23 protein-coding genes are annotated in these 19386 nt (G+C 43.4%); 18 read left to right on the top strand and 5 right to left on the bottom strand.

Annotated features, from left to right (window positions below; genetic code table 11):
* Both AB6E08_RS19290 and AB6E08_RS19285 read right to left on the bottom strand, forming a co-directional pair.
* On the bottom strand, positions 1 to 1086 hold a 1086-nt coding region (locus AB6E08_RS19290), incomplete at its 3' end, for a deoxyribodipyrimidine photo-lyase (RefSeq protein WP_372160186.1).
* 191 nt (positions 1087 to 1277) lie between these two features.
* A complete protein-coding gene (locus AB6E08_RS19285) occupies positions 1278 to 1700 on the bottom strand; it encodes a universal stress protein (protein WP_012604051.1) in 423 nt (140 codons plus the stop codon).
* A gap of 235 nt (positions 1701 to 1935) precedes the next feature.
* On the opposite strand from AB6E08_RS19285, the gene AB6E08_RS19280 reads away from it, so the two are divergent.
* The 8 genes from AB6E08_RS19280 to AB6E08_RS19245 all read left to right on the top strand — a co-directional run bounded on the left by AB6E08_RS19280 (position 1936) and on the right by AB6E08_RS19245 (position 10865).
* Positions 1936 to 3066, top strand: coding sequence for a PcfJ domain-containing protein (locus AB6E08_RS19280; RefSeq protein WP_372066891.1), 1131 nt, complete (start codon positions 1936 to 1938; stop codon positions 3064 to 3066).
* A gap of 24 nt (positions 3067 to 3090) precedes the next feature.
* On the top strand, positions 3091 to 3225 hold the full coding sequence (locus AB6E08_RS19275) for a hypothetical protein (RefSeq protein WP_276605430.1): 135 nt from the start codon (positions 3091 to 3093) through the stop codon (positions 3223 to 3225).
* Positions 3226 to 3289: 64 nt separating this feature from the next.
* Positions 3290 to 3742 (top strand): GNAT family N-acetyltransferase, encoded by a 453-nt coding sequence (locus AB6E08_RS19270; protein WP_372066887.1) that lies wholly within the window; start codon positions 3290 to 3292, stop codon positions 3740 to 3742.
* Between the two features lie 317 nt (positions 3743 to 4059).
* A complete protein-coding gene (locus AB6E08_RS19265) occupies positions 4060 to 4839 on the top strand; it encodes an ABC transporter ATP-binding protein (protein WP_029225360.1) in 780 nt (259 codons plus the stop codon).
* Positions 4836 to 5774, top strand: a complete 939-nt coding sequence (locus tag AB6E08_RS19260) for an ABC transporter substrate-binding protein (RefSeq protein ID WP_017099873.1) — start codon at positions 4836 to 4838, stop codon at positions 5772 to 5774. Before AB6E08_RS19265 ends, AB6E08_RS19260 begins: the two co-directional genes overlap by 4 nt.
* Entirely contained in the window at positions 5771 to 7747 is a 1977-nt protein-coding gene (gene fhuB / locus AB6E08_RS19255; RefSeq protein WP_372066884.1) for a Fe(3+)-hydroxamate ABC transporter permease FhuB, read from the top strand. Before AB6E08_RS19260 ends, fhuB begins: the two co-directional genes overlap by 4 nt.
* 415 nt (positions 7748 to 8162) lie before the next feature.
* A complete protein-coding gene (locus tag AB6E08_RS19250) occupies positions 8163 to 10364 on the top strand; it encodes a TonB-dependent siderophore receptor (RefSeq protein WP_029225361.1) in 2202 nt (733 codons plus the stop codon).
* Between the two features lie 246 nt (positions 10365 to 10610).
* Positions 10611 to 10865, top strand: coding sequence for a DUF3297 family protein (locus AB6E08_RS19245; protein ID WP_029223190.1), 255 nt, complete (start codon positions 10611 to 10613; stop codon positions 10863 to 10865).
* Positions 10866 to 10970: 105 nt separating this feature from the next.
* On the opposite strand, the gene AB6E08_RS19240 is transcribed toward AB6E08_RS19245, so the two are convergent.
* Positions 10971 to 11471 (bottom strand): hypothetical protein, encoded by a 501-nt coding sequence (locus tag AB6E08_RS19240; RefSeq protein ID WP_017099876.1) that lies wholly within the window; start codon positions 11469 to 11471, stop codon positions 10971 to 10973.
* A gap of 177 nt (positions 11472 to 11648) precedes the next feature.
* The gene (locus AB6E08_RS19235) at positions 11649 to 12368 is read right to left on the bottom strand and encodes a membrane lipoprotein lipid attachment site-containing protein (protein ID WP_372066879.1); all 720 of its coding nucleotides are present in this window, start codon (positions 12366 to 12368) and stop codon (positions 11649 to 11651) included.
* 511 nt (positions 12369 to 12879) lie between these two features.
* Between AB6E08_RS19235 and AB6E08_RS19230 the strand changes: the two genes are divergently transcribed.
* The 7 genes from AB6E08_RS19230 (at position 12880) to AB6E08_RS19200 (ending at position 17317) form a co-directional block, all read left to right on the top strand.
* A complete protein-coding gene (locus AB6E08_RS19230) occupies positions 12880 to 13344 on the top strand; it encodes an ASCH domain-containing protein (RefSeq protein WP_372066877.1) in 465 nt (154 codons plus the stop codon).
* Positions 13345 to 13440: 96 nt separating this feature from the next.
* Positions 13441 to 14385: a D-2-hydroxyacid dehydrogenase family protein gene (locus tag AB6E08_RS19225; protein ID WP_029225362.1), complete on the top strand. Its 945-nt coding sequence runs from the start codon at positions 13441 to 13443 to the stop codon at positions 14383 to 14385.
* Positions 14386 to 14401: 16 nt separating this feature from the next.
* Entirely contained in the window at positions 14402 to 14908 is a 507-nt protein-coding gene (locus tag AB6E08_RS19220; RefSeq protein WP_017099879.1) for an HAD family hydrolase, read from the top strand.
* The gene (locus AB6E08_RS19215) at positions 14901 to 15497 is read left to right on the top strand and encodes a class I SAM-dependent methyltransferase (RefSeq protein ID WP_017099880.1); all 597 of its coding nucleotides are present in this window, start codon (positions 14901 to 14903) and stop codon (positions 15495 to 15497) included. Before AB6E08_RS19220 ends, AB6E08_RS19215 begins: the two co-directional genes overlap by 8 nt.
* Before the next feature lie 113 nt (positions 15498 to 15610).
* Positions 15611 to 15991: an STAS/SEC14 domain-containing protein gene (locus AB6E08_RS19210; RefSeq protein ID WP_017099881.1), complete on the top strand. Its 381-nt coding sequence runs from the start codon at positions 15611 to 15613 to the stop codon at positions 15989 to 15991.
* Positions 15992 to 16156: 165 nt separating this feature from the next.
* Complete coding sequence (locus AB6E08_RS19205) at positions 16157 to 16750, top strand: DUF1471 domain-containing protein (protein WP_135381708.1); 594 nt, start codon at positions 16157 to 16159, stop codon at positions 16748 to 16750.
* A 165-nt stretch (positions 16751 to 16915) separates the two neighbouring features.
* Complete coding sequence (locus AB6E08_RS19200) at positions 16916 to 17317, top strand: NUDIX domain-containing protein (RefSeq protein ID WP_017099883.1); 402 nt, start codon at positions 16916 to 16918, stop codon at positions 17315 to 17317.
* A 53-nt stretch (positions 17318 to 17370) separates the two neighbouring features.
* Here AB6E08_RS19200 and AB6E08_RS19195 read toward each other — a convergent pair whose 3' ends face one another.
* A complete protein-coding gene (locus tag AB6E08_RS19195; RefSeq protein WP_372066871.1) occupies positions 17371 to 17772 on the bottom strand; it encodes a YkgJ family cysteine cluster protein in 402 nt (133 codons plus the stop codon).
* Positions 17773 to 17980: 208 nt separating this feature from the next.
* On the opposite strand from AB6E08_RS19195, the gene AB6E08_RS19190 reads away from it, so the two are divergent.
* The 3 genes from AB6E08_RS19190 to AB6E08_RS19180 all read left to right on the top strand — a co-directional run bounded on the left by AB6E08_RS19190 (position 17981) and on the right by AB6E08_RS19180 (position 19280).
* A complete protein-coding gene (locus AB6E08_RS19190; RefSeq protein WP_017059212.1) occupies positions 17981 to 18142 on the top strand; it encodes a hypothetical protein in 162 nt (53 codons plus the stop codon).
* A complete protein-coding gene (locus tag AB6E08_RS19185; RefSeq protein ID WP_017099884.1) occupies positions 18142 to 18840 on the top strand; it encodes a pseudouridine synthase in 699 nt (232 codons plus the stop codon). The genes AB6E08_RS19190 and AB6E08_RS19185 overlap by 1 nt, the downstream gene beginning before the upstream one ends.
* A 65-nt stretch (positions 18841 to 18905) precedes the next feature.
* Positions 18906 to 19280, top strand: coding sequence for a VOC family protein (locus AB6E08_RS19180; RefSeq protein WP_017099885.1), 375 nt, complete (start codon positions 18906 to 18908; stop codon positions 19278 to 19280).
* The last annotated feature ends 106 nt before the right edge of the window (positions 19281 to 19386 follow it).

Below are 19386 nucleotides of genomic sequence, written 5' to 3'. Positions count from 1 at the left end.
AAATACGCGAAACGGGGTTGTTCTATCTTTAAATTTAATTACGCAACAAAGCCGCATACATGCATCGACAATCGGATAGTTGGTATTGCCACTTTTCCATTTGACTAAATTCAGGTTCAACGTCGCTGAGGAGTTTGAAGAGTCGAGTTTATGGTTTGAGGTTTCACCGAACAACGACGAACCCAATGACAAACACTTCCAATAGAAATATTCGCGCCACAACAACTCAAAGTAGATCCAATAGGTTGAATCGTTACTGCCATGATCGGTTTCGAACTGCTTCAAATGTCGATAAATTGTTTTAGGCGCAACGCAGCCGAGTGCCAACCATGGCGAGAACTTGGTTGAGTTTTCGACGCCGTCAAATGCGTTTCGAGTCTGCTTGTAGTTAAGGGCGTAATCATGTGAGAAGTAGTTATCTAGATGTGCTAGTCCTGCGTCTTCGCCACCCAAATAATCGTTTGTTGCTGCTCTTTCTGAATTTGCTGAACTGAATAGTGGGATTGCCAATACTGGTGTTGCTGCAAGTGTCACTGCTTGCGGTAAACGTGAAATAACCGTCTCACCGCTATTAACGTCCAAGTGTTCGACTAGCTTTCTAAATTTGGTAAACGAGCTCGGGACTTTTGATAATTCAAACGGCAGCTCATGTGAGTCAAACAAGGTCGAGTGATGTGGCAAGCATGTTATTAAGTCAGGGTGACGACGGTGAACTGAATCAATCAATCGTCGCTCATCGTAACCGCAATGTGCATTGGCGAAAAAATGGGTGACGTGTTGTGTAGCAATGATTTGGCTGAGTGTTTGCTCGGCTGCGTCTGGTTCTAAATGATTACTGTGAATCACGACAAGTTGCTGACCAAACTTAACTAAATTCGATTCTAGGTGAGTTATCGATTGTGAAACAAAGGTCTGGCGATGCGCGCCATAACTTTGTTCTTTCGCGAAATCAGCAGAGAAATGAACCAAAGTGGGTTCGACAATCACAAAAATGAGTTTATCGACGTTCTGCGCAGCGCAATGGAGCAATTGATTGTCGTTGATTCTTAAGTCGTTTGTAAAAAGATAGAGACCAATCTTTTTCATTACTTACACTCGTAATTTTTTAATTATTAGACGCTTACGAGTTGATAAGCTGACAAGATCACAAATGATTGTTTTGAAAAGGTAATGACTGAACTAAGCGCAAAGAGGGATGTTAAGGAGAGTATGAAGCCAACCAATAATACCGATAGAGATTGGCAATGCAGAAGTTTTTAAAGTTCGAACGGCAGTATCTAATCCATTGGAACGATTAGAATATCGACCGGAGATGTGTCGATGATCTGTTTCGAATGGGAAATGATTTTATGCCAAAAATCGTGGTGATGGCCACATAGTAGTAGGTCAACGCCATTTACCTCGATGGTATTTTTGAGCTTATCATTCAAATCTCCCGTTCCCACGAATATGTGCTTGATTGGGTGTTTAGCGTAGGCCTCAAACTCTTTCAAATGTTTAACGGAATCTTCATTGATGGGTAGATCGCCTTCATTTCCCTGAATATCAACGAGTTCAGGGTAAATCTCTCCATGCGTGCCGTCGATATAAACAAACGAAATGCCAGCCTCTAGTTTGTTTGCGAAGAAGGTCGCTCGATCAATCAGAATCTTAGTGTCGTCGGACATTTCAACAGCGACCAGAATATGTCGGTATTCCATAATTAAAGCCTCGTGTTATCAGTTATATAACAAGCATAGTTTTTGTTAGCACAAATGATATCGAAGAGATCTCATATTGCATAAATTCATCATTCAATGATCTTCTAAGCACTATCGTATTTATATCGCTTTGATTGATAAGAAATTTACAAAAGGTTGTTATAGTGGTTGAAGCGCTAGCTTATTCTGTTAGATAGGCTTTACGGTTTAATGCGCCAATAACGAAGAGGCATCAATGACAGCACTACTCACCATTCCCACTAGGACGTTAGGTTTCGACTACGATATTGAGATCCGAGATTGGTCTCAAAAGCTTGTCGGCTTTCATGTGTTTGAAGATGGTCGACGCCCGCTCGATGGTGGCATTGGGCTGAGCCTAAACCTTGTTGAGCAGTTTGATAAGAATGGTCGTTGGTTGGATTCATTGCCTGCTCGTTATCGTGAGATCACTGACGATTTTCCTGAGTATCAATATCAAATGCTATGGTTGGCTGCGAACACTTATGAGGCAGCACAACTGCTTGAGTTAAGACCGGTTATCTTGGCGCTAATCTGCATGAAACACAGTGTCGATAACAAGAAAGCATTGGAACTGAGTCGCCTAGGACAAAAGAGAATCTTAGCCAAATTGGGCTTAGACAGTAGTAAAGCGACCCTTAAATTTATCGATAAGCTAGAGCTGCATTACGACATCGGTGATGAGCTTGACCACATTGTTCGCATTCTCGAGCCGCTGCAAAGACGTGTGCTCAAATTCAAACATTACTCTAAAGTAGGCTACACAGCGCTGCGTTTGGATCAGGTTCATCCGTTTTTAACCGGCAGTCGATTAGGTATTGCAATGGTTGAAGAGGGAAGGCTCAATGCGCCTTCAAAGATGGCCATGTTCCAAGACGCGATTTTACTGGGTCAAGATTTGGAGATGGACGATCCATTGCGTGCCATCACCAGTCAAAATTCCTTTGCTATGTTTGAGCAACTGCATGATAGATGGACAGAACAGCGTCAGTTACGCCGTCTAGAAGGAAATCGGCCTGTGGACATGGACATCCCTTATCCTGTTCCTTTACTTGGTAATGACAACATTCATCCGCTTACTGATTACTACGACCTTGAGCAAGAGGGCGTGGAACAAAAACATTGTATTGGCGTCTATCACAATCGAATCATGAGCGACCGCTATGTGGTGTTTCGAATGCTCAAGCCTCAGCGCTTAACCATTGGCCTACGTCGTGTTCCAAGCAAAGCCTTTCCGTTTGAAATTGACCAGATTTGTGGGAAACGAAATGCACCGCCATCCGAGTCTGCTCGCCAAGTTATTCATGATTGGTTAGAAGCGAGTAAGCAAAAGTATCTGAAGCAATAGCTGCGAACTAGAAGGAATAACAGGATGTTTCAACAAGGTGATTTATGCCCGCATTGTGGTTTGATTATTGTCATGCCAACGGATTTGCAAGCCGAATGCTTGGGGTGTGGCGAAGAAATCAATGAAGACCCAGCAGACAGTTACGACGAAGAAGAGTAACTTTACCTACCCTGATATAAACCAAGGTTAGGATGGCCGTATTAGCCCTTCAAAGGATGGACAAATGCAGAAAGTAATCTTTAGAAATTGCGATGAAAACTCACCTTATTGGAGTGAGTTAGAGGGCTTATTTCAAAGCGAATGGTGTAATTTCAAGTTTAAAGATACCGATAAAGAAAACGTAAAACTCCCTCCAGTAATAACAGTACTTCGCGATAATGTAGTCATTGGTGGCTTGGCATATTCCCATTTTCAGGAACCTCATCAAGTTCGGGATGTGGTTTGGATTAATGCTGTTTATGTTGATGCTCAATGGCGTGGCCAAGGTATTGCAAGTGAATTGATTAATCGTGGTGTTGAACAAATGCCAGACTATTATCAATCCCAACCCTCGAAAGATTCAACGTCTAAGTTGTACGCCTACACCAATATTGCGCCTTTGTATCTTTCTCTTGGTTGGTCAATCGTCGAGATTGAAACCGAACCCAATCATCACGTCATGAGCGTTTCGTTTTAGGCTGAATATTCGGAAACAGCCTAACAGACACGAAACTCTCTGCCTTTCTCATCTATCTATTTATGAGCGCATTTTCATAAATGCTTAAACTTCGTTGCGACAAGATCTTGAATCAACGTCAGATTGCCTTCTCTAAATTAATCTTCTAACTCTTTAAAATATAGGGATAAATTGGTACGACATTCAGTTTAATCTAAATGAAAATCGTTTGCGTTAGCGTTTTTGCAAGTGTATAAAAGCGTGTCTGTTAATGATTTTATGAATATGTTCGTATTTCATTAATTCTTTAGTGAATGATGTGTTTTAAGGTTGAAGATATGCTCGAAGCAAAGGGACTCGGTTTTAGCGTAGGGGATAAGCAATTGCTCAAGACATTTGATGTGTCGTTTGAACAAGGAAAAATCTACGCTTTGGTTGGGCATAACGGCTCAGGGAAATCGACCTTATTAAAGTTGCTAGCGAAGCAACAGCACGCCACTTCAGGCGATATTTTCCTGAAAGATAAACCAGTCGCTAAATGGTCGGATAAGGACTTCGCACAACAAATTTCTTACTTACCTCAACATTTACCTGCAACCGACAGTTTATCCGGCAAAGACCTGGTGAGTTTTGGTCGCTACCCTTGGCACGGCCTATTAGGTCGACTTTCAAGTAAAGATAAGCAATACGTTGAAGAGGCGATGCAACTTACCGACACAACGCAATACGCTGATCGTTTGGTGGATACTTTATCGGGTGGTGAACGCCAGCGTGTGTGGCTTGCGATGCTGTTGGCTCAACGCACCAAATACCTTTTGCTGGATGAGCCTTTAGCAGCGCTCGATATTGGTCATCAGATTGAAATGCTGACATTGATTAAGCGCCTGAGTGAAACATTGGAAATTGGCGTGATCATTGTGATACACGACATCAATATGGCTGCACGTTTCTGCGACCACATTATTGCCTTACATAGTGGCGAGCTATTAGTCGAAGGTGAGGTTGATGAGGTGTTCAAAGAATCGACCTTGAAAGATATCTATGGTGTGCCTATGCACATTACTCAACACTCTGCGGGTTACCCAGTCGCGATGCCTGGTGATTTGGAGCCAGCATGATGCTTAAACAGTCTTTCCAATCAATATTACATCGCTCGCACGTCACTCGTAATCTTATTTCAATAGTCGTCATATCGAGCGTACTGGTATTTTCTCCACTTGCGTTAGCCAATCAAGATACATCTGGGTTGAATGATGGCGATCGACCTCGATTAGTTTCCATCGATTGGACTCACACTGAAACGCTTTTGGCGTTGGGCGTTACACCTATTGCTGTCGCGCAAATACCCGATTACAACTCGTGGGTAAAGTCTCCTCAAATTCCCCCAACTGTTGCGGATGTTGGCTTACGAACACAGCCAAACCTTGAACGTATTCATGAGCTCAAACCCGACAAGATATTACTCTCTCCAATGTTTTCAACGTTGGAGACTCAACTTAGCAAAATTGCCCCTGTTACGACCATTGGTTTGTACCGAAGTGGTGATGTTGATTGGTCAGCGCTAGAAACGGTTACTCGAAAGCTAGCAGAAGTCTCTGAGAAACAACCTCAAGCTGAAGTTTTGATTCAGAAAGCGAACACTGAAATGGATCGTTTAGGATCTCTGCTACCCAACAGTGCTCCTGCAATGTTGATGGTGCAATTCATGGACACTAATCACGTTCGCGTCTTTGGGGATAACAGCCTATACAAAGCCTCAGTAAACAAGATTGGCCTTGAATCAGCATGGAAAGAGCAAACCAACGCTTGGGGTTACAGCTTGGTTGGTGTCGATCAGCTTATTGGCGTTAAAGGACAAATCGTGATTATTTCGCCAATGCCAGCAGGAACTGAAGAGAGCCTTAAAGCAAATCAGTTTTGGCAATACATTGTGAAAGAGTCGGGCTATCCCGCGCTACAAGTACCAGCGGTGTGGAGCTTCGGCGCGATACCTTCTGCAACACGCTTTGCAAGGTTCATTGTTTCTGAATTGAACCAAGAAGACGTGCTATGAGAGCTCTCTCGTTTGGTGTTTTAACACTATTAATGGTTTCTACACTGGTGTTAATGGGCCAACACTTATCTGTATCTCAGTTCGGATTGAGCCGACTTTCTAGCTTGTGGAGCGCTGATTTCACTTCTCCTGACTCAGTGAAACTGCATTTGGCTTGGTGGCCGAGGTTATTCACTACATTGCTATCTGGCGCAGCGTTGGCAGTGGCGGGTGTCTTGATGCAACAGGTGCTCAGAAACCCATTGGCTTCACCGTCTACATTAGGTGTCGCGAGCGGTTCGAGCTTTGCACTTATGTTAGCGACGCTTTACGCCCCTTGGCTTTTGGAGTGGTCTTATTCGTTGGTGGCACTTGTTGGTGGCCTAACTACGATTGGTTTGGTGTTTGTTTTGTCTTGGCGACGTGCTTTATCTCCAACCGTCGTGATTGTGTCTGGCTTGGCCGTGAACCTCTATTTTGCTGCTGTGAGTACTGTTTTGTTGATGATGAACCAAGACAAACTGAATGGCTTAATGATTTGGGGCGCAGGTTCATTGGTTCAAACCGGATGGGAAGATGTTCAGTACTTGGCTCCACGCTTATCGATTGCGACTCTCATGGCGTTTCTGTTTGTAAAACCACTGAGTTTGCTCCAGTTATCAGAGCAGGGCGCTAAGAGTTTAGGTGTTTCGTTACCGAAATTGAGAGTCGCTTGTCTCGGTTTGGCGGTGTTGCTAACGGCTTGGGTCGTGAGTGCTGTGGGTGTTATCGGTTTCGTTGGTTTAGCAGCCCCTGCGTTAGCACGCTTGATGGGTGTGCACCGTTTAGTCCCTAAATTATTGGTTTCGATGGTACTTGGTGGTTTGTTGTTAAGCCTTACTGATCTGCTTATTCAACAGTTGCCGGGCATCATGTCTATGTTTGTCCCGACAGGGGCCGCAACGGCTGCGTTGGGTGCTCCACTGTTGTTGTGGTTATTACCCAAGTTATCAATGAAAAGCCAGTCACAAACGCAAACTGTATTAACGCGTCATAAGGAAGTAGCTTCTCGCTTAAACAAATATTCAGTGGTATTAGCCAGCTTGTTTATTGTTCTGTCGTTGGTCGTGTTTAGTTTGTTCTCTGTACAAACTGAAGGTTGGCGTTGGTTATTTCAAACTCAAGACTGGGCAATGCTCGAATGGCGTTTACCTCGATTAACTGCAGCGGCATTGGCGGGCGGCATGCTGGCAGTTGCTGGTACGATCGTTCAGCGTTTGAGTGGCAACCCAATGGCTAGTCCAGAAGTGATTGGTATCAGTTCTGGTACCGCATTAGGTTTGATCATCGCAATCTTTGCGGGCTTTGGCAGCAACGTGGTTGGCCTTTATGTCGGTGGCTTTATTGGTGCGGTCTGTACTTTGGGCATCATTGTCGTGCTTAACCAGAAGTCGGGCTTCCAACCGGAAAGAGTACTATTAACAGGCGTTGCGATAACGGCACTGATGAACGCTGTGCAAAGTTTTGTATTGGCAGGCGGTGATCCAAGAAGTTATCAAGTTCTGGCTTGGTTGGCAGGTTCAACGTATTACGTCACCGAAGCAACACTCGTTCCGTTACTGATATCTTCAGTTGTATTTATCTCGTTAGGTTTCCTCTGTGCGCGATGGTTGGATGTGTTGCCATTAGGGCAAGCGAGTGCGCAATCTCTTGGTATCAATGTATCAAGATCTCGAATTCTATTGTTGGTGCTGGTGGCATGTTTAACCGTGAGCGCAACACTGGTGGTGGGCCCGTTAAGCTTTATCGGTTTGATGGCTCCACACATAGCGAGATTATTTGGTTATAGCCGTGCTAAAGAGCATCTGATCTGTTCTTCGTTAATTGGTATGGCACTGATGTTGTTCTCGGATTGGCTTGGTAGACAGTGGCTTTACCCACAGGAGATCCCAGCAGGATTGGTAGCTTCGATTATCGGTGGCATGTATCTGATGTGGGGCTTAAGAAGGTTATAGCTTAGCTGCTTGTAGTCCTTGTCGTTACTTATCGCGACTACTGAACGCTTGTTAACGGATTTCTGTTGAATGAACGGGTTGAGCTTTTAGAGGACAAGACTAAACAACAAGATTGTCGTGCTTGGTTTATACGGAATTGTCTCTTTCTTTATTGATAATGATAATCACAACAATAACTAGTTGGTCATTTCAACGAAGAAGCTGAACGTATTCTAAAAATGGATAACGGCAATCTTATTGAGTTGAGTAAAGGGCGTTTAGCTCAAGCGCACCAAGCACTAGAAAGTGTTGTCGCGTGAGTTTTTAAGAGCCTAGTTAGGTTCAAGAACAAATGATTTAAAAGTAAAAATCATTTGTTCTTTTTTGCAATTGGTTCATAGCCGTATTGAAGGAGAAATATATGAATCGGCACTTTATGCGTACCCCAACAGCACTTGCGGTCGCTTTAGTTATATCGTCAGGAATGGCTCAAGCTAACGAAGATGAAACCGTTGTTGTTATTGGACAGCAACTTGAAGACAGCTCAGTAGGTCCTGATTTTAGTTACGTAGGATTAAGCAGTCGAACAGCAACAAAAACAGACGTTGCGATAGGTGAGACACCACGTGCAATTTCTATTGTTACTCGTGAACAGATGGACGACCGAGCGTCAATCAGTATTGCCGATGCATTACAGTACACGCCTAGTATCCAAGCGAACTATTTTGGTGAAGACAACAAGCAAGATTGGTTTGTTATCCGCGGCTTTAAGCAAGCTAACAGTGGTTTATATCAAGACGGAACGCGTTTGTATTCATCGGGCTTTTACAGCTGGCAAATCGACCCGTTTGGCTTGGAACGAGTAGAAATCTTGCGTGGTCCAGGATCAGCGCTATATGGCCAAACTCCTCCAGGTGGTGTTATTAACGTAATCAGTAAGCGTCCACAGTTTGATGGTGGCTCGGGTAAGTTTGCTATCGAATACGGTACTGATGATCGAAAGCAAATTAGCTTAGATGTGAACTCTGAAGTTAACGATAAAATGGCGTTTCGCCTGCAAGCGCTTGGTCGTAAAAATGGTACCCGTGTCGATGGTGTAGAAGCTGAACGCATTTTTATCGCTCCTTCTCTGGCTTACAAATTTACAGACGATACTAAAATTACGGTGCTAACTAGTTACCAAAAGGATGACTCTGACCCATACCTACAATTCTTACCGATGGAAGGGACGCTAACGTCAAATCCAAATGGAAAAATCAGTGATAGCCGGGCATTGGGAAATACAGATTGGGAGACGTTTGAGCGTGAACAAATCTCGATAGGTTATGAATTTGAACATCACTTTAATGACCGTACCTACTTAATGCAAAACGTTCGTTACAGCCAAATGGACATAAACCTACGTCAAATGTATTACTCGCGGTATATTGGTGACACAGCTCTAGCACCTTACGATCCAACCCGTTCTTCTATTATCCGACAAGCATCGACGGAAGAGGGGACATCCGATGCGTTTAATATCGATAATCGTTTGATCCATAAATTTACAACGGGTTCGGTAGAACACACCTTGTTGACTGGTATTGATTACCAGAGCATCGATATTGATAGTAAAGATTACGCTGCTGATCCAATCATTGGTGACGGAAACAGTCTTTTGCCTGTGCCGGGTGTAGGAAATATACCGAACCCAATATTTAACGTGTTTGACCCGTCATACAGCACAAATGTAGCTTTGTTGAATCCAACAACGTTTGCGCCACTTGATGAATCAGATCGTCAAACCACTAAAACGAAAAATAATCAATTAGGCCTTTATTTACAAGACCAAATGATGATTGCGGATAAGTGGGCAGTACAAATCGGTGTTCGTTACGACGATTCTCAAAACAAGACTCATAACACGACGACAGGTGCTAAAACTAAGGTTGATAACGAAGAGTGGACAACCAACTTCGGTGTTGCTTACCTGATGGATAGTGGCTTTACACCTTATGCGAGCTATGCGCAGTCGTTTAACCCAATCATTCAGCTTGATCAAAATGGTGACCCAGCGAAACCAGAACGTGGCGAGCAATACGAAGTGGGCTTGAAATACCAACCGCGTAGCTTCGACGGTTATTTCAATATTGCAGCGTTTGAAGTCTCGAAAGAAAACTTAGCGCGTCAGGTTGCCGGTCAACTAACCCAAATTGGTGAAGTTCGTAACCGCGGCCTTGAGTTAGAAGCTGTCGCAAACGTAACTGAAACATTAACCTTGATTGGTAACGTATCATTCATTGATTCCGAAATAACTGAAGATGCGACAAGCAGCAATGTAGGAAATACGCCGTCACAAATTGCTGACCAACTGGCTTCTGCTTGGGCAAACTATCGTTTCCTAAATGGTCCATTAGATGGCTTAACGATTGGTGCGGGTGCTCGTTATGTTGGTGATTCTTACGCCGACAACACTGAGACGAACAAAGTGTCTTCTTACACATTGTTTGACGCAACATTGAGCTATCGTATTGAAGACTATAAGTTCCAAGTTGCAGCGAAAAACTTAGCAGACAAAGAGTACGTTGCGACGTGTGATTACTACTGTTTCTACGGTGATCGTCGTAACGTCATTGCAAGTGTAACGTACGACTGGTAAGACTGACTAATAAGCACTCAGCTTGTGGGCTGGGTGCTTTTATTAAGTTCATCATTTTTCTTCTTATTAACAATGCATAACTCTGTTAAATTTTCGTTGAAACTCATGCCTATATCGCCTTTAAATCAAACAACTCGCTGTTGATTAAAACGATCTCTACGATTTATTGCACCAGTTGTTGAGCACCAAGCCTATATTGACTAGAATGACGCACTTTTTTTATTTACGTACATACAGGTAATGAACATGAGCGATACTAATTCAAGACCAGCTTTACCAGATCATCTTGCAGGTAACCCACGCAGCCCACACCACGTGGCTGAGTGTTTCGAATACCCAATCGGCATTCGTCTAAATGGTAAAGAGCGTACTGATGTTGAAGAATACTGCATCAGCGAAGGTTGGGTTAAGATCCCTTCTCCTAAAGCGCTAGACCGTTTTGGCCAGCCAATGCTTATTACTCTTAAAGGCACAGTAGAAGCTTTCTACATCGAAGATTAATCACTTCGTGTAACTCGAGAATGTCGAGTACAAAACGCTGTTTATATAGAAGGGTCTAGAGAAATCTAGGCCCTTTTTGTTTGCGTATGATTCCTTGAGTCGACTTTACCAAGCGATACCTGCACCAATCGAAAACTCGACGTCTTCACCTTCTGCTTTATCAAAACCTGCGGTCACAACAAAGCCACTGTCCATAATATAGGTTGCGTCTAAGCCACCGACTTGTTTGGTTGAGCTATCAGAGAACTCACGGTTATCTAAAGTGATGTCCATATGGGTACGCTTAATCCCGTAACCTGGGGTGATGTACAAGTTTTCGGTGATACCAATAGGGGCGTGAAACTGATATTCGTTGTCGTGTTGCTTGTATTCGTACGATTCTTCATCTTCGTTATAAGCCGAGCGAGTAAACTCGATGCCATAACCTATGCTTCCCGGGCCACGATACTTGATGTAAGAAGCAGACCAATCTCTCCACCCACGTTCAGCCGATAGGCCAAATGTTATCGCAGTTTCTTCTTGGTTTTGTTCATTGGCTTGTGCGTTAGACATAGTGAACAGCAAGACAGCGGCTAATGTCAGAAGGGGGAACTTTTTGATGGTCATTGGATCTCTCGCTTATGTATACAAAATATCGGCGAATTCAAAGTACTGAATGCCAGTAAATTAGTAACCTAGTCCGGACCTTCCTTGAGCTTTTTAGTTATGTATTCTTGGTTGATGCTTGATCGGCATCCTCTTGGATTTGAGGATGCCTTTTTGATATGGGATTGGTGATAAGTATTACTTCAAAGTACGTTGCTTATTAACCTGCATTTTTGCTCGCACTTTGGTGGCTTGTGCTTGCGACGGCAAGTTGTCTTTAACCTTGTTTTTAATGTCTGCGACAGGGATGAAGTTCCACTGACCGTCGTGATACTTAACCACAAATGTTTCACGGTTCATTTCTTCACGGAACACCCAAACACCATCGTCGAGACGCTTAAAGTCACCAACTACATTGCCGTTCGTACCTCGAATAGTCCAAAATGTATGTTCAGTATCAAGATAAGACTTCTGCTCACCTGAGATCATCTTGTCTCCAGAGCTAACTTTGACATAGTTATCACGAATGATGATTTCACCAACACGCTTATCATCCACGTAGATGCTGTATAGCGTTTCGTGATCATCAGAACGTTGTTTTACGGCGCTTATATGAACTTCACCTGTGTCTTTATTAAAAAATGGTACATCACCGATATCTGGGATGTAAACGAAGCCTAGATCAGCTTGTTCAATGGTATCAGCAATGTTTTTTGAATCATCTTTGCCATATCCAGGGTCGATATTATCAAACCCATTGTCGACATCACTATCAGAGTCGCCGTTTCCAAAACCTGGGTCAATGTTTTCGAAACCATAGTCACCATCAAATTGAGGTTGTGCCGGTTCAGAATCACTGCCAGATGAACAACCTGCTAAAACAGCAGTAAGAACGAGTGCGATAAGTGATTTGTTCATGATATTTCCTAACGTTATTTAATTTCGTAAAGGCAATGTGTGGCTAACCAATCCCACTAGTCGCTGGCCTAACGTACTTAACGCTGTAGGGCTGCTGCATTGCTTGAGGTTGTACGATACGTAAACATCGATGTTGGATAAATAAACTGAACAATAGATTTAACATCACAATTGGTTATGTGTTGTGACTTCGAAAGAATGCTGGTGGGTATGGGTAGTGGGCGAAAACTGAGCGTGTAATCGTCTTGCAATGTGGATCTTGAGTGGCTTCAATAGTTCATTAACTGGACAACGTCATACTAATAAACAACAGAGGCAGGTATATCCTGCTTCTGTTTTATTTGGTATCTATTGACAAACATTCCCACCAATATTCTTCTTTCTCAGCCCACATTTTGATATTCACTCGGTTTACAGTAATAACCTGACTTGATAGGTTACTCCCAATGCAGCCAGATGCTTAATCTATAAGTATTTATCGGCTCAACCTAATATTGAATTTGGAAAGATCATGGAAGAAAGAAGCAAAGCTTATCTTGATAACTACCTCAACACATTGCCAGCAGACGTTGCCTCGCAATACACCTCCTTTAGTGCTGATTATTACTGCGCCGACGAGTACAACGCTAACCTCTGCGCACAGTTGATATTAAAAGGTGAAAAACAGGCGTCCTGCGGCCTTGAACACTGGTATACCCATGAAGGCGAGACGAGACCCATAGTTGGTCACTTGCAAGTCGTCACCGATTGGGATGGTAAGCCCGTATGTATTGTTGAGAACACGTCGGTGTCGTCGTGCAAATACAACGAAGTGACCGCTGAGTTTGCTGCCGCAGAAGGCGAGGGTGACAAATCACTCGAATGGTGGAGAGAAGCTCACTGGAACTTCTTCTCTCGTGAATGTGAAGAGCTTAAGATCTCACCAAGTGAAGACATGCTACTTATGTTGGAGCGTTTCAAAGTGGTTTATCAATAGTGAAGTCCTAGCGCGTGCCGTGTTGAATCGAAAGGCATGGCACCTTAGTCTTCATTTGAACAAAGCCAGAAGATTAACAATCACAAGGAGAGTGATGTGAAGATAGCGATATTGGATGACTACCAGAACGTCGTTAAAGACCTCGATTGCTTCAACAAACTCGAACAATACGATGTCACGGTATATACCGAGACTTACTCAGAGCAAGAGCTCGTCGCTAAGTTGGTCTCGTTTGAAGCCATTGTGCTCATTCGTGAAAGAACCGAGATCACCGAATCTTTGTTATCACAACTCCCCAACCTCAAGCTGATTAGCCAGACGGGCAAAGTGAGCAACCATATCGACCCGCAAATGTGCGAACGATTTGGTGTTACCGTTTTAGAAGGTCGAGGCTCGCCTGTTGCGCCTTCCGAGCTATGCTGGGCGCTGATTATGGCTGCATCGCGCCACATTCCTACTTACGCGTCAAACCTTAAACAAAACCAGTGGCAGGATTCTGGCTCGTTAGGGCTAGGTCGAACTTTGAAGGGCTTGAAGCTTGGTATTTGGGGCTACGGCAAGATCGGCAAATGCATTGCACAATATGCCCAAGCATTTGGGATGTCTGTCGTAGTGTGGGGGAGCCAAGTTTCACGCGATCAAGCACAAACAGATGGCTTCAAAGCAGCAACAACCAAACAAGATTTCTTTCGAGAAGTTGATGTGCTTTCTTTGCATTTGCGTTTGAATGATGTCACCAGAGAATGTGTTACGGCACGCGACCTTAGCTTGATGAAGCCGAACTCACTGTTTGTGAACATCAGCCGTGCCGAGTTAGTCGAACCGATGGCTCTCTATCATGAACTACGCGAGATACCGACCAAAACAGCCGCTATTGATGTGTTCGATTGTGAGCCAGTAACTACAGACATCGAACCGCTATTGTCCTTAGCAAATGTCACTGCGACACCGCATTTGGGCTATGTTGAACAAAATAGCTACGAACTCTACTTCGATATCGCTTTCGACAACATTCTGTCCTATCAAAGAGATGGCCTATAAAAATGCAGGAGGCAAGATGACAAAGCTAATCGAATTAACAGAAATAGTCTTATTCGACTGGGGCAATACGCTGATGGTCGATTTCCCAGACGCACAAGGGAAGATGTGTGACTGGGAAACCGTACAAGAAGTGAGTGGTGCTCGCGCATTACTTGCTGATCTATCGAAAACTCAACAAGTTTATGTTGCCACCAACGCTGGTGATTCCAGTAAAGACGACATCATTCGAGCCTTTGAGCGTGTTGGCCTTCCTCAATATATATTGGGTTACTTTTGTAAGGCGAGCATTGGCTTTTCTAAGTTCGATTCGGGCTTTTATCCTGCCATCATTTCCAAACTCGGTGTTGCACCACAAGATATCACCATGGTGGGTGACACCTTAGACAAAGACATTTACCCAGCACTTGAAGCGGGTTTGAAAGCGGTGTGGTTGAACACGGAAGGTACTGAAATTAAGTCAGAGCATCCGAATGTCATGCAAGTTCAATCCCTAAGCGAACTGTTGGAGAAGTACCATGGATGATCACTCTGAGATCTGGCGTCAGTATTACCAAAAGGCACTAAGCAAACCTCATTTAAAGAGAACTGAGTACGCAATTAAACTGAATGAGTCAGGCTTAAATGTTGCGATTGATTGTGGTTGTGGAACAGGTAGTGACATCGCCTTTTTAGAACAGCAAGCGTATCAAGTGTATGGCTTCGACGTTAATCCTGATTCGATTGCACTATGTCGGGATCGTTTTGGTCGCAAATCTTTGGTCGAGATATCTGAAAGTGGATTTGAACACTATGATTACCCGAAATCTGGCGTAGTGATTGCCAATTCGAGTCTGTTTTTTGCTGATCCAACCCGTTTTGACGAGGTTTGGCACAATATTGAAAACTGTCTTGAAGTGGGAGGCGTGTTCGCGGGCGATTTCATGGGCGTCGATGACAGTTGGGCACATGGCTATCGAACCCCAACAACGCCGTTAACAAAAGCCAAAGTACTTAGCTTATTCAACGACTTTGAGATGGTACGATTCCATGAGCGAGACGAACAAGCACTCACGTCGCTGGGTAGGATGAAGCATTGGCACACTTATTCGGTTGTTGCGACTAAGCGCTGTTAAAATGTCAGTATTTAAAACTTGTTTGGATGCATGTCTGTTTTGACGCCAACCTCTCATCTCTTTGTTATTTAATCCTCTAAGCTAACTCTAGTTTCTACTATGAGGGCTAGGTTATGAGTATCGAACGTCACGGGATATCGGTTGGAATTGAACGTGTTAGCGGTGAAACTATCGTTGTGTTCAAAGCGAAAGGCAAACTCACACATGATGATTATCAAGCAATGATGCCAATTCTAAATACCACGCTAGAAGAACTCGATTCATCTGAACTCAAGATGCTGGTCGACATCTCCACCTTAACGGGTTGGGAGTTGCGTGCTGCTTGGGATGATTTCAAACTTGGATTAGAGCTCAATTCTAAGATAGACAAAATCGCGATTTATGGTGATAAAAGCTGGCAAGAATTCGCTTCAAAAGTAGGGAGCTGGTTTGTGTCTGGTGAGATTAAGTCATTCGAAGACCATGACTCAGCGCTTAAGTGGCTAGTCGATTAGCGGTTTGATTATTACGAGTGATTAACGTGATGGTTGAGATGTTGTGGTTAACCGTCACGGTTCTATAGCTTATGATTGGCTATTTTAGTCGTAACGATACAAATATATTGTTTCAAAGCAACAGTTTACGTTTGTACTATGCGTTCTTTTTTTGAATAAATTAATATGAATAAAGTTGTTGTAGCTCTTATTGCTTTAGTTGCGTTGAATGCTTGTGTAACGCGAAAAATTCCTGTTATGAAAGAAGCCATGTCTGTCGGCCAGATATCTGAAATTGCTGTACATAACTTAAATTGTACAATGATCGATACTTATACACTTGAAGATTCCCATCCAAATAACGTGATTCCGGCTCTCAAAAACCAAGCATATATGTCCGGCGGAAATCGTTATCGAATAGCGGATGTGCTTGATACTCGCCGTGGACGACCAAGCAGTGTAGTTGCAGAATTTTATCTTTGTCCGACGACTTCATATCAAGTGAAGCCATCGGGAGTAGTTCAATTATTGCCAGGTGCTCATGAAGTTAAGCCTATTGCTTTTGCTGAGATTGAAAACACAGCTTGTAACGTTATTGGCAGCCACGTAGTGCAAGAAACTAATCCTAAGTCAGTGTACACAGAGCTAGCCAATGAAGTATTTATGCGAGGTGGAAATCGCTACCATATTACGAATATTATAGCGACAGACGGGTCAAATCCGACTTCAATTTCCGCTGATGTTTACCGATGTAAGCATCGTTCAGTTGCTTTTAACTAAGTTAGCGTTAAGCGACTAGTTGTGCCGTTTGGAATTCCACTTATAGCAACTTCAATCGGCATTTTTGTTTTCTTTGCTACTTGTTCACATTCGTTATTGTTTAACGGTTTAAAGTTCGTTAGTGTGCGGAAATAACAAATTGTTTAAATAACAAGGTCTAAGAACATGAATAAGGTAATTGATAAGCTGGCTTGGATATTCATCAAAGACGGTAAGCTGTTGATGGTCAGATCAAAAGGCAAAGAACTGTTCTATCTACCGGGTGGTAAGCGTGAAGCTGGCGAAAGTGACGAGCAAGCACTGGTTCGCGAAATAAAAGAAGAGATCTCAGTAGATTTAATGCCTGATTCAATCAAATACGTTGAGACGTTTACAGGCCAAGCTGATGGCAAAGCGGAAGGCGTATCAGTGCAATTGACTTGCTATCTTGCTGATTATACTGGCGAACTGTCTCCAGATGCCGAAATCGAAGAGCTTAAGTTTGTTGATGGCAACGACAGAGCGGTATGTTCATTGGCAGCACTGGTTGCGCTTGATTGGTTAGAAGCGAACCAGTATTTGGCTTAAGGTTTTAGCGGCTATTAGCTAACGCTGAAGATTGATCTTCAAAAGATCATCGCTTACGAATAGCTTGAAGGGCGGCTGTCTTTCATCAACAGGTCGAGTTTCCTTTGAGCTTTCTTCGTGTCTTGTAAATCCACCACCTCAATCATTTCACACTCATCTCGTACCATCTCATTAATCAGGCTTGGATAGTGTCTGCAATCTTCTGGTCGGTCTAAGTAGATGCTGCATGTGTACTTGGCTTGAGCCTTGGTGTCTTTCGTCGGAACTAGCTCCAGAAAAGGGCAGCGAGTTAAACGTTCACCAGATTTAGGGTCGAACCAGATCTCGCTTCCTCGAACATACTCAAAGATGTCTGGGTTGAACAACTCCCACAAATCAATCTCTTCTTGCGTTGCGGCAAGGTCACCATCTCCGTATTTGATACAGCATTTTCCGCATTGATTACAATCTTTCATTATCGACTTCATAAGTTGGTGAGCTTTTATCATTTTACCATTGATAGGCGTGGCACGTTGATTTTGTTGTTCATGGTTAAGCCGTTACGGGGCGGGAACTTGGAATAGCGGTACTTAAAATCAATTTATCTATGAACCACCACTCCAATCCAAGATGTAAACAGTGATACAATTGCGCCTCTCACGTTATTCAAGCAAAGGCATCAAAATGAGAACCGTATACACCACCGAAGGCAACATTAACGCAAAGAAACAAAAAGAGGCTTACCCAAAGCTCGCTTTATGTGACAAGTGCGTTGGTGACTATGTGGTTATCGAGCAAGGTGAACGAACTTACAAGCCTTGTGCTAAATGTGGTGCCGACGATTAATGCGCCTTGATAAATATCTATGTAAAAGCACTGACCTAACCAAGCCTGAAGCGATTGAACGCATCCATAATGGCGAGGTGAACGTAAACTGTGAAACAGTCACCGATGAATCGACTCAGGTTCATGAAAGCAACACCATCTTGTTAAATGGCACTCCGCTTAAGTTGCGAGAATTTCGATACCTCCTAATGCACAAGCCTGCGGATACTATCTGCTCTAATATCGATGAAGTTTATCCTTCACTGTTCAACTACATCGAGATAGAAAAAGCATCAGAACTACACATCGCTGGGCGCTTAGATGCAGACACTACAGGCTTAGTTTTGATTACCGATGATGGGCGATGGTCATTCAATATCACGCTGCCAACCAAGTCATGTAAGAAGATGTATCGCGTGACGTTGTCACGAGATATCAAGGGCGATGTCGCTGACAAGTTCAAAGCGGGCATTCAATTGCAGGGTGAACAAAAACTGACGCGTCCGGCAGTGCTCGAAGTGATTACCAGTAAAGAAGTGCTGTTGACCATTACAGAAGGTAAGTTTCATCAAGTAAAACGAATGTTTGCTGCGGTAGGGAATCGAGTTGTTGGCCTACATCGTGAACAGATTGGAGATGTACGTTTAGATGTTGAAGTAGGTAAGTGGCGTTATCTAACTAAAGCCGAGGTCGACTCATTTCAGCAAGACTTTGAATAAACGCTGTAACCACTTAAAGCGTTAAGGGTGTCAGCACCAGTATATCAACACTATAAGGATCTAGGATGGAAAACCTAAAAGTCTCAGAAATTAAGTCTTTCGTACCGGCGAAAGACTTCGATTTATCTAAGCGTTTTTACCAGTCAATCGGCTTCGAAGTGATGTCTGAATTTCACGATATCGCCTATCTACGACACGGAAGTTGCGCCTTCCTTTTGCAAAACTTTTATGAACCTGCGCACTGTCACAATTACATGATGCACTTGCTGGTTGAAGACGTAAAAAGTTGGTATCAACACATCCAGAACTCTAATGTAGTGTCGGAATTTGAAGTTACCGTTTCCGAGGTTGTTGAACAGCCTTGGGGAATGCTTGAGTTTTGTATCACTGACCCAAGTGGTGTGCTGTGGCGTGTGGCTGAAAACATCAGGTCGCGCTGATTCATCCAACTTGCATTGATAGTATGTCTAGGTTCACGGTGCTTTTCTGTCTGATCCGCACCAGCAGTTTTGGACACTGAGTTAAGTGAGTACAATCACTAATGAG

Origin of the sequence: Vibrio sp. 10N.247.310.24, from assembly GCF_041467175.1 — a bacterium.
Lineage (GTDB): Bacteria > Pseudomonadota > Gammaproteobacteria > Enterobacterales > Vibrionaceae > Vibrio > Vibrio tasmaniensis_A.
Note: the sequence above shows the minus strand (reverse complement) of the source record. Positions and strands in the feature narration are given on the sequence as shown.

What these genes read in the sequence shown, in the direction of transcription:
- AB6E08_RS19285 (WP_012604051.1), bottom strand. Translation starts at nt 1,700, where the DNA reads ATGGAATACCGACATATTCTGGTCGCTGTTGAAATGTCCGACGACACT.
- AB6E08_RS19280 (WP_372066891.1), top strand. Translation starts at nt 1,936, where the DNA reads ATGACAGCACTACTCACCATTCCCACTAGGACGTTAGGTTTCGACTAC.
- AB6E08_RS19275 (WP_276605430.1), top strand. Translation starts at nt 3,091, where the DNA reads ATGTTTCAACAAGGTGATTTATGCCCGCATTGTGGTTTGATTATTGTC.
- AB6E08_RS19270 (WP_372066887.1), top strand. Translation starts at nt 3,290, where the DNA reads ATGCAGAAAGTAATCTTTAGAAATTGCGATGAAAACTCACCTTATTGG.
- AB6E08_RS19265 (WP_029225360.1), top strand. Translation starts at nt 4,060, where the DNA reads ATGCTCGAAGCAAAGGGACTCGGTTTTAGCGTAGGGGATAAGCAATTG.
- AB6E08_RS19260 (WP_017099873.1), top strand. Translation starts at nt 4,836, where the DNA reads ATGATGCTTAAACAGTCTTTCCAATCAATATTACATCGCTCGCACGTC.
- fhuB (WP_372066884.1), top strand. Translation starts at nt 5,771, where the DNA reads ATGAGAGCTCTCTCGTTTGGTGTTTTAACACTATTAATGGTTTCTACA.
- AB6E08_RS19250 (WP_029225361.1), top strand. Translation starts at nt 8,163, where the DNA reads ATGCGTACCCCAACAGCACTTGCGGTCGCTTTAGTTATATCGTCAGGA.
- AB6E08_RS19245 (WP_029223190.1), top strand. Translation starts at nt 10,611, where the DNA reads ATGAGCGATACTAATTCAAGACCAGCTTTACCAGATCATCTTGCAGGT.
- AB6E08_RS19240 (WP_017099876.1), bottom strand. Translation starts at nt 11,471, where the DNA reads ATGACCATCAAAAAGTTCCCCCTTCTGACATTAGCCGCTGTCTTGCTG.
- AB6E08_RS19235 (WP_372066879.1), bottom strand. Translation starts at nt 12,368, where the DNA reads ATGAACAAATCACTTATCGCACTCGTTCTTACTGCTGTTTTAGCAGGT.
- AB6E08_RS19230 (WP_372066877.1), top strand. Translation starts at nt 12,880, where the DNA reads ATGGAAGAAAGAAGCAAAGCTTATCTTGATAACTACCTCAACACATTG.
- AB6E08_RS19220 (WP_017099879.1), top strand. Translation starts at nt 14,402, where the DNA reads ATGACAAAGCTAATCGAATTAACAGAAATAGTCTTATTCGACTGGGGC.
- AB6E08_RS19215 (WP_017099880.1), top strand. Translation starts at nt 14,901, where the DNA reads ATGGATGATCACTCTGAGATCTGGCGTCAGTATTACCAAAAGGCACTA.
- AB6E08_RS19210 (WP_017099881.1), top strand. Translation starts at nt 15,611, where the DNA reads ATGAGTATCGAACGTCACGGGATATCGGTTGGAATTGAACGTGTTAGC.
- AB6E08_RS19205 (WP_135381708.1), top strand. Translation starts at nt 16,157, where the DNA reads ATGAATAAAGTTGTTGTAGCTCTTATTGCTTTAGTTGCGTTGAATGCT.
- AB6E08_RS19200 (WP_017099883.1), top strand. Translation starts at nt 16,916, where the DNA reads ATGAATAAGGTAATTGATAAGCTGGCTTGGATATTCATCAAAGACGGT.
- AB6E08_RS19195 (WP_372066871.1), bottom strand. Translation starts at nt 17,772, where the DNA reads ATGAAAGATTGTAATCAATGCGGAAAATGCTGTATCAAATACGGAGAT.
- AB6E08_RS19190 (WP_017059212.1), top strand. Translation starts at nt 17,981, where the DNA reads ATGAGAACCGTATACACCACCGAAGGCAACATTAACGCAAAGAAACAA.
- AB6E08_RS19185 (WP_017099884.1), top strand. Translation starts at nt 18,142, where the DNA reads ATGCGCCTTGATAAATATCTATGTAAAAGCACTGACCTAACCAAGCCT.
- AB6E08_RS19180 (WP_017099885.1), top strand. Translation starts at nt 18,906, where the DNA reads ATGGAAAACCTAAAAGTCTCAGAAATTAAGTCTTTCGTACCGGCGAAA.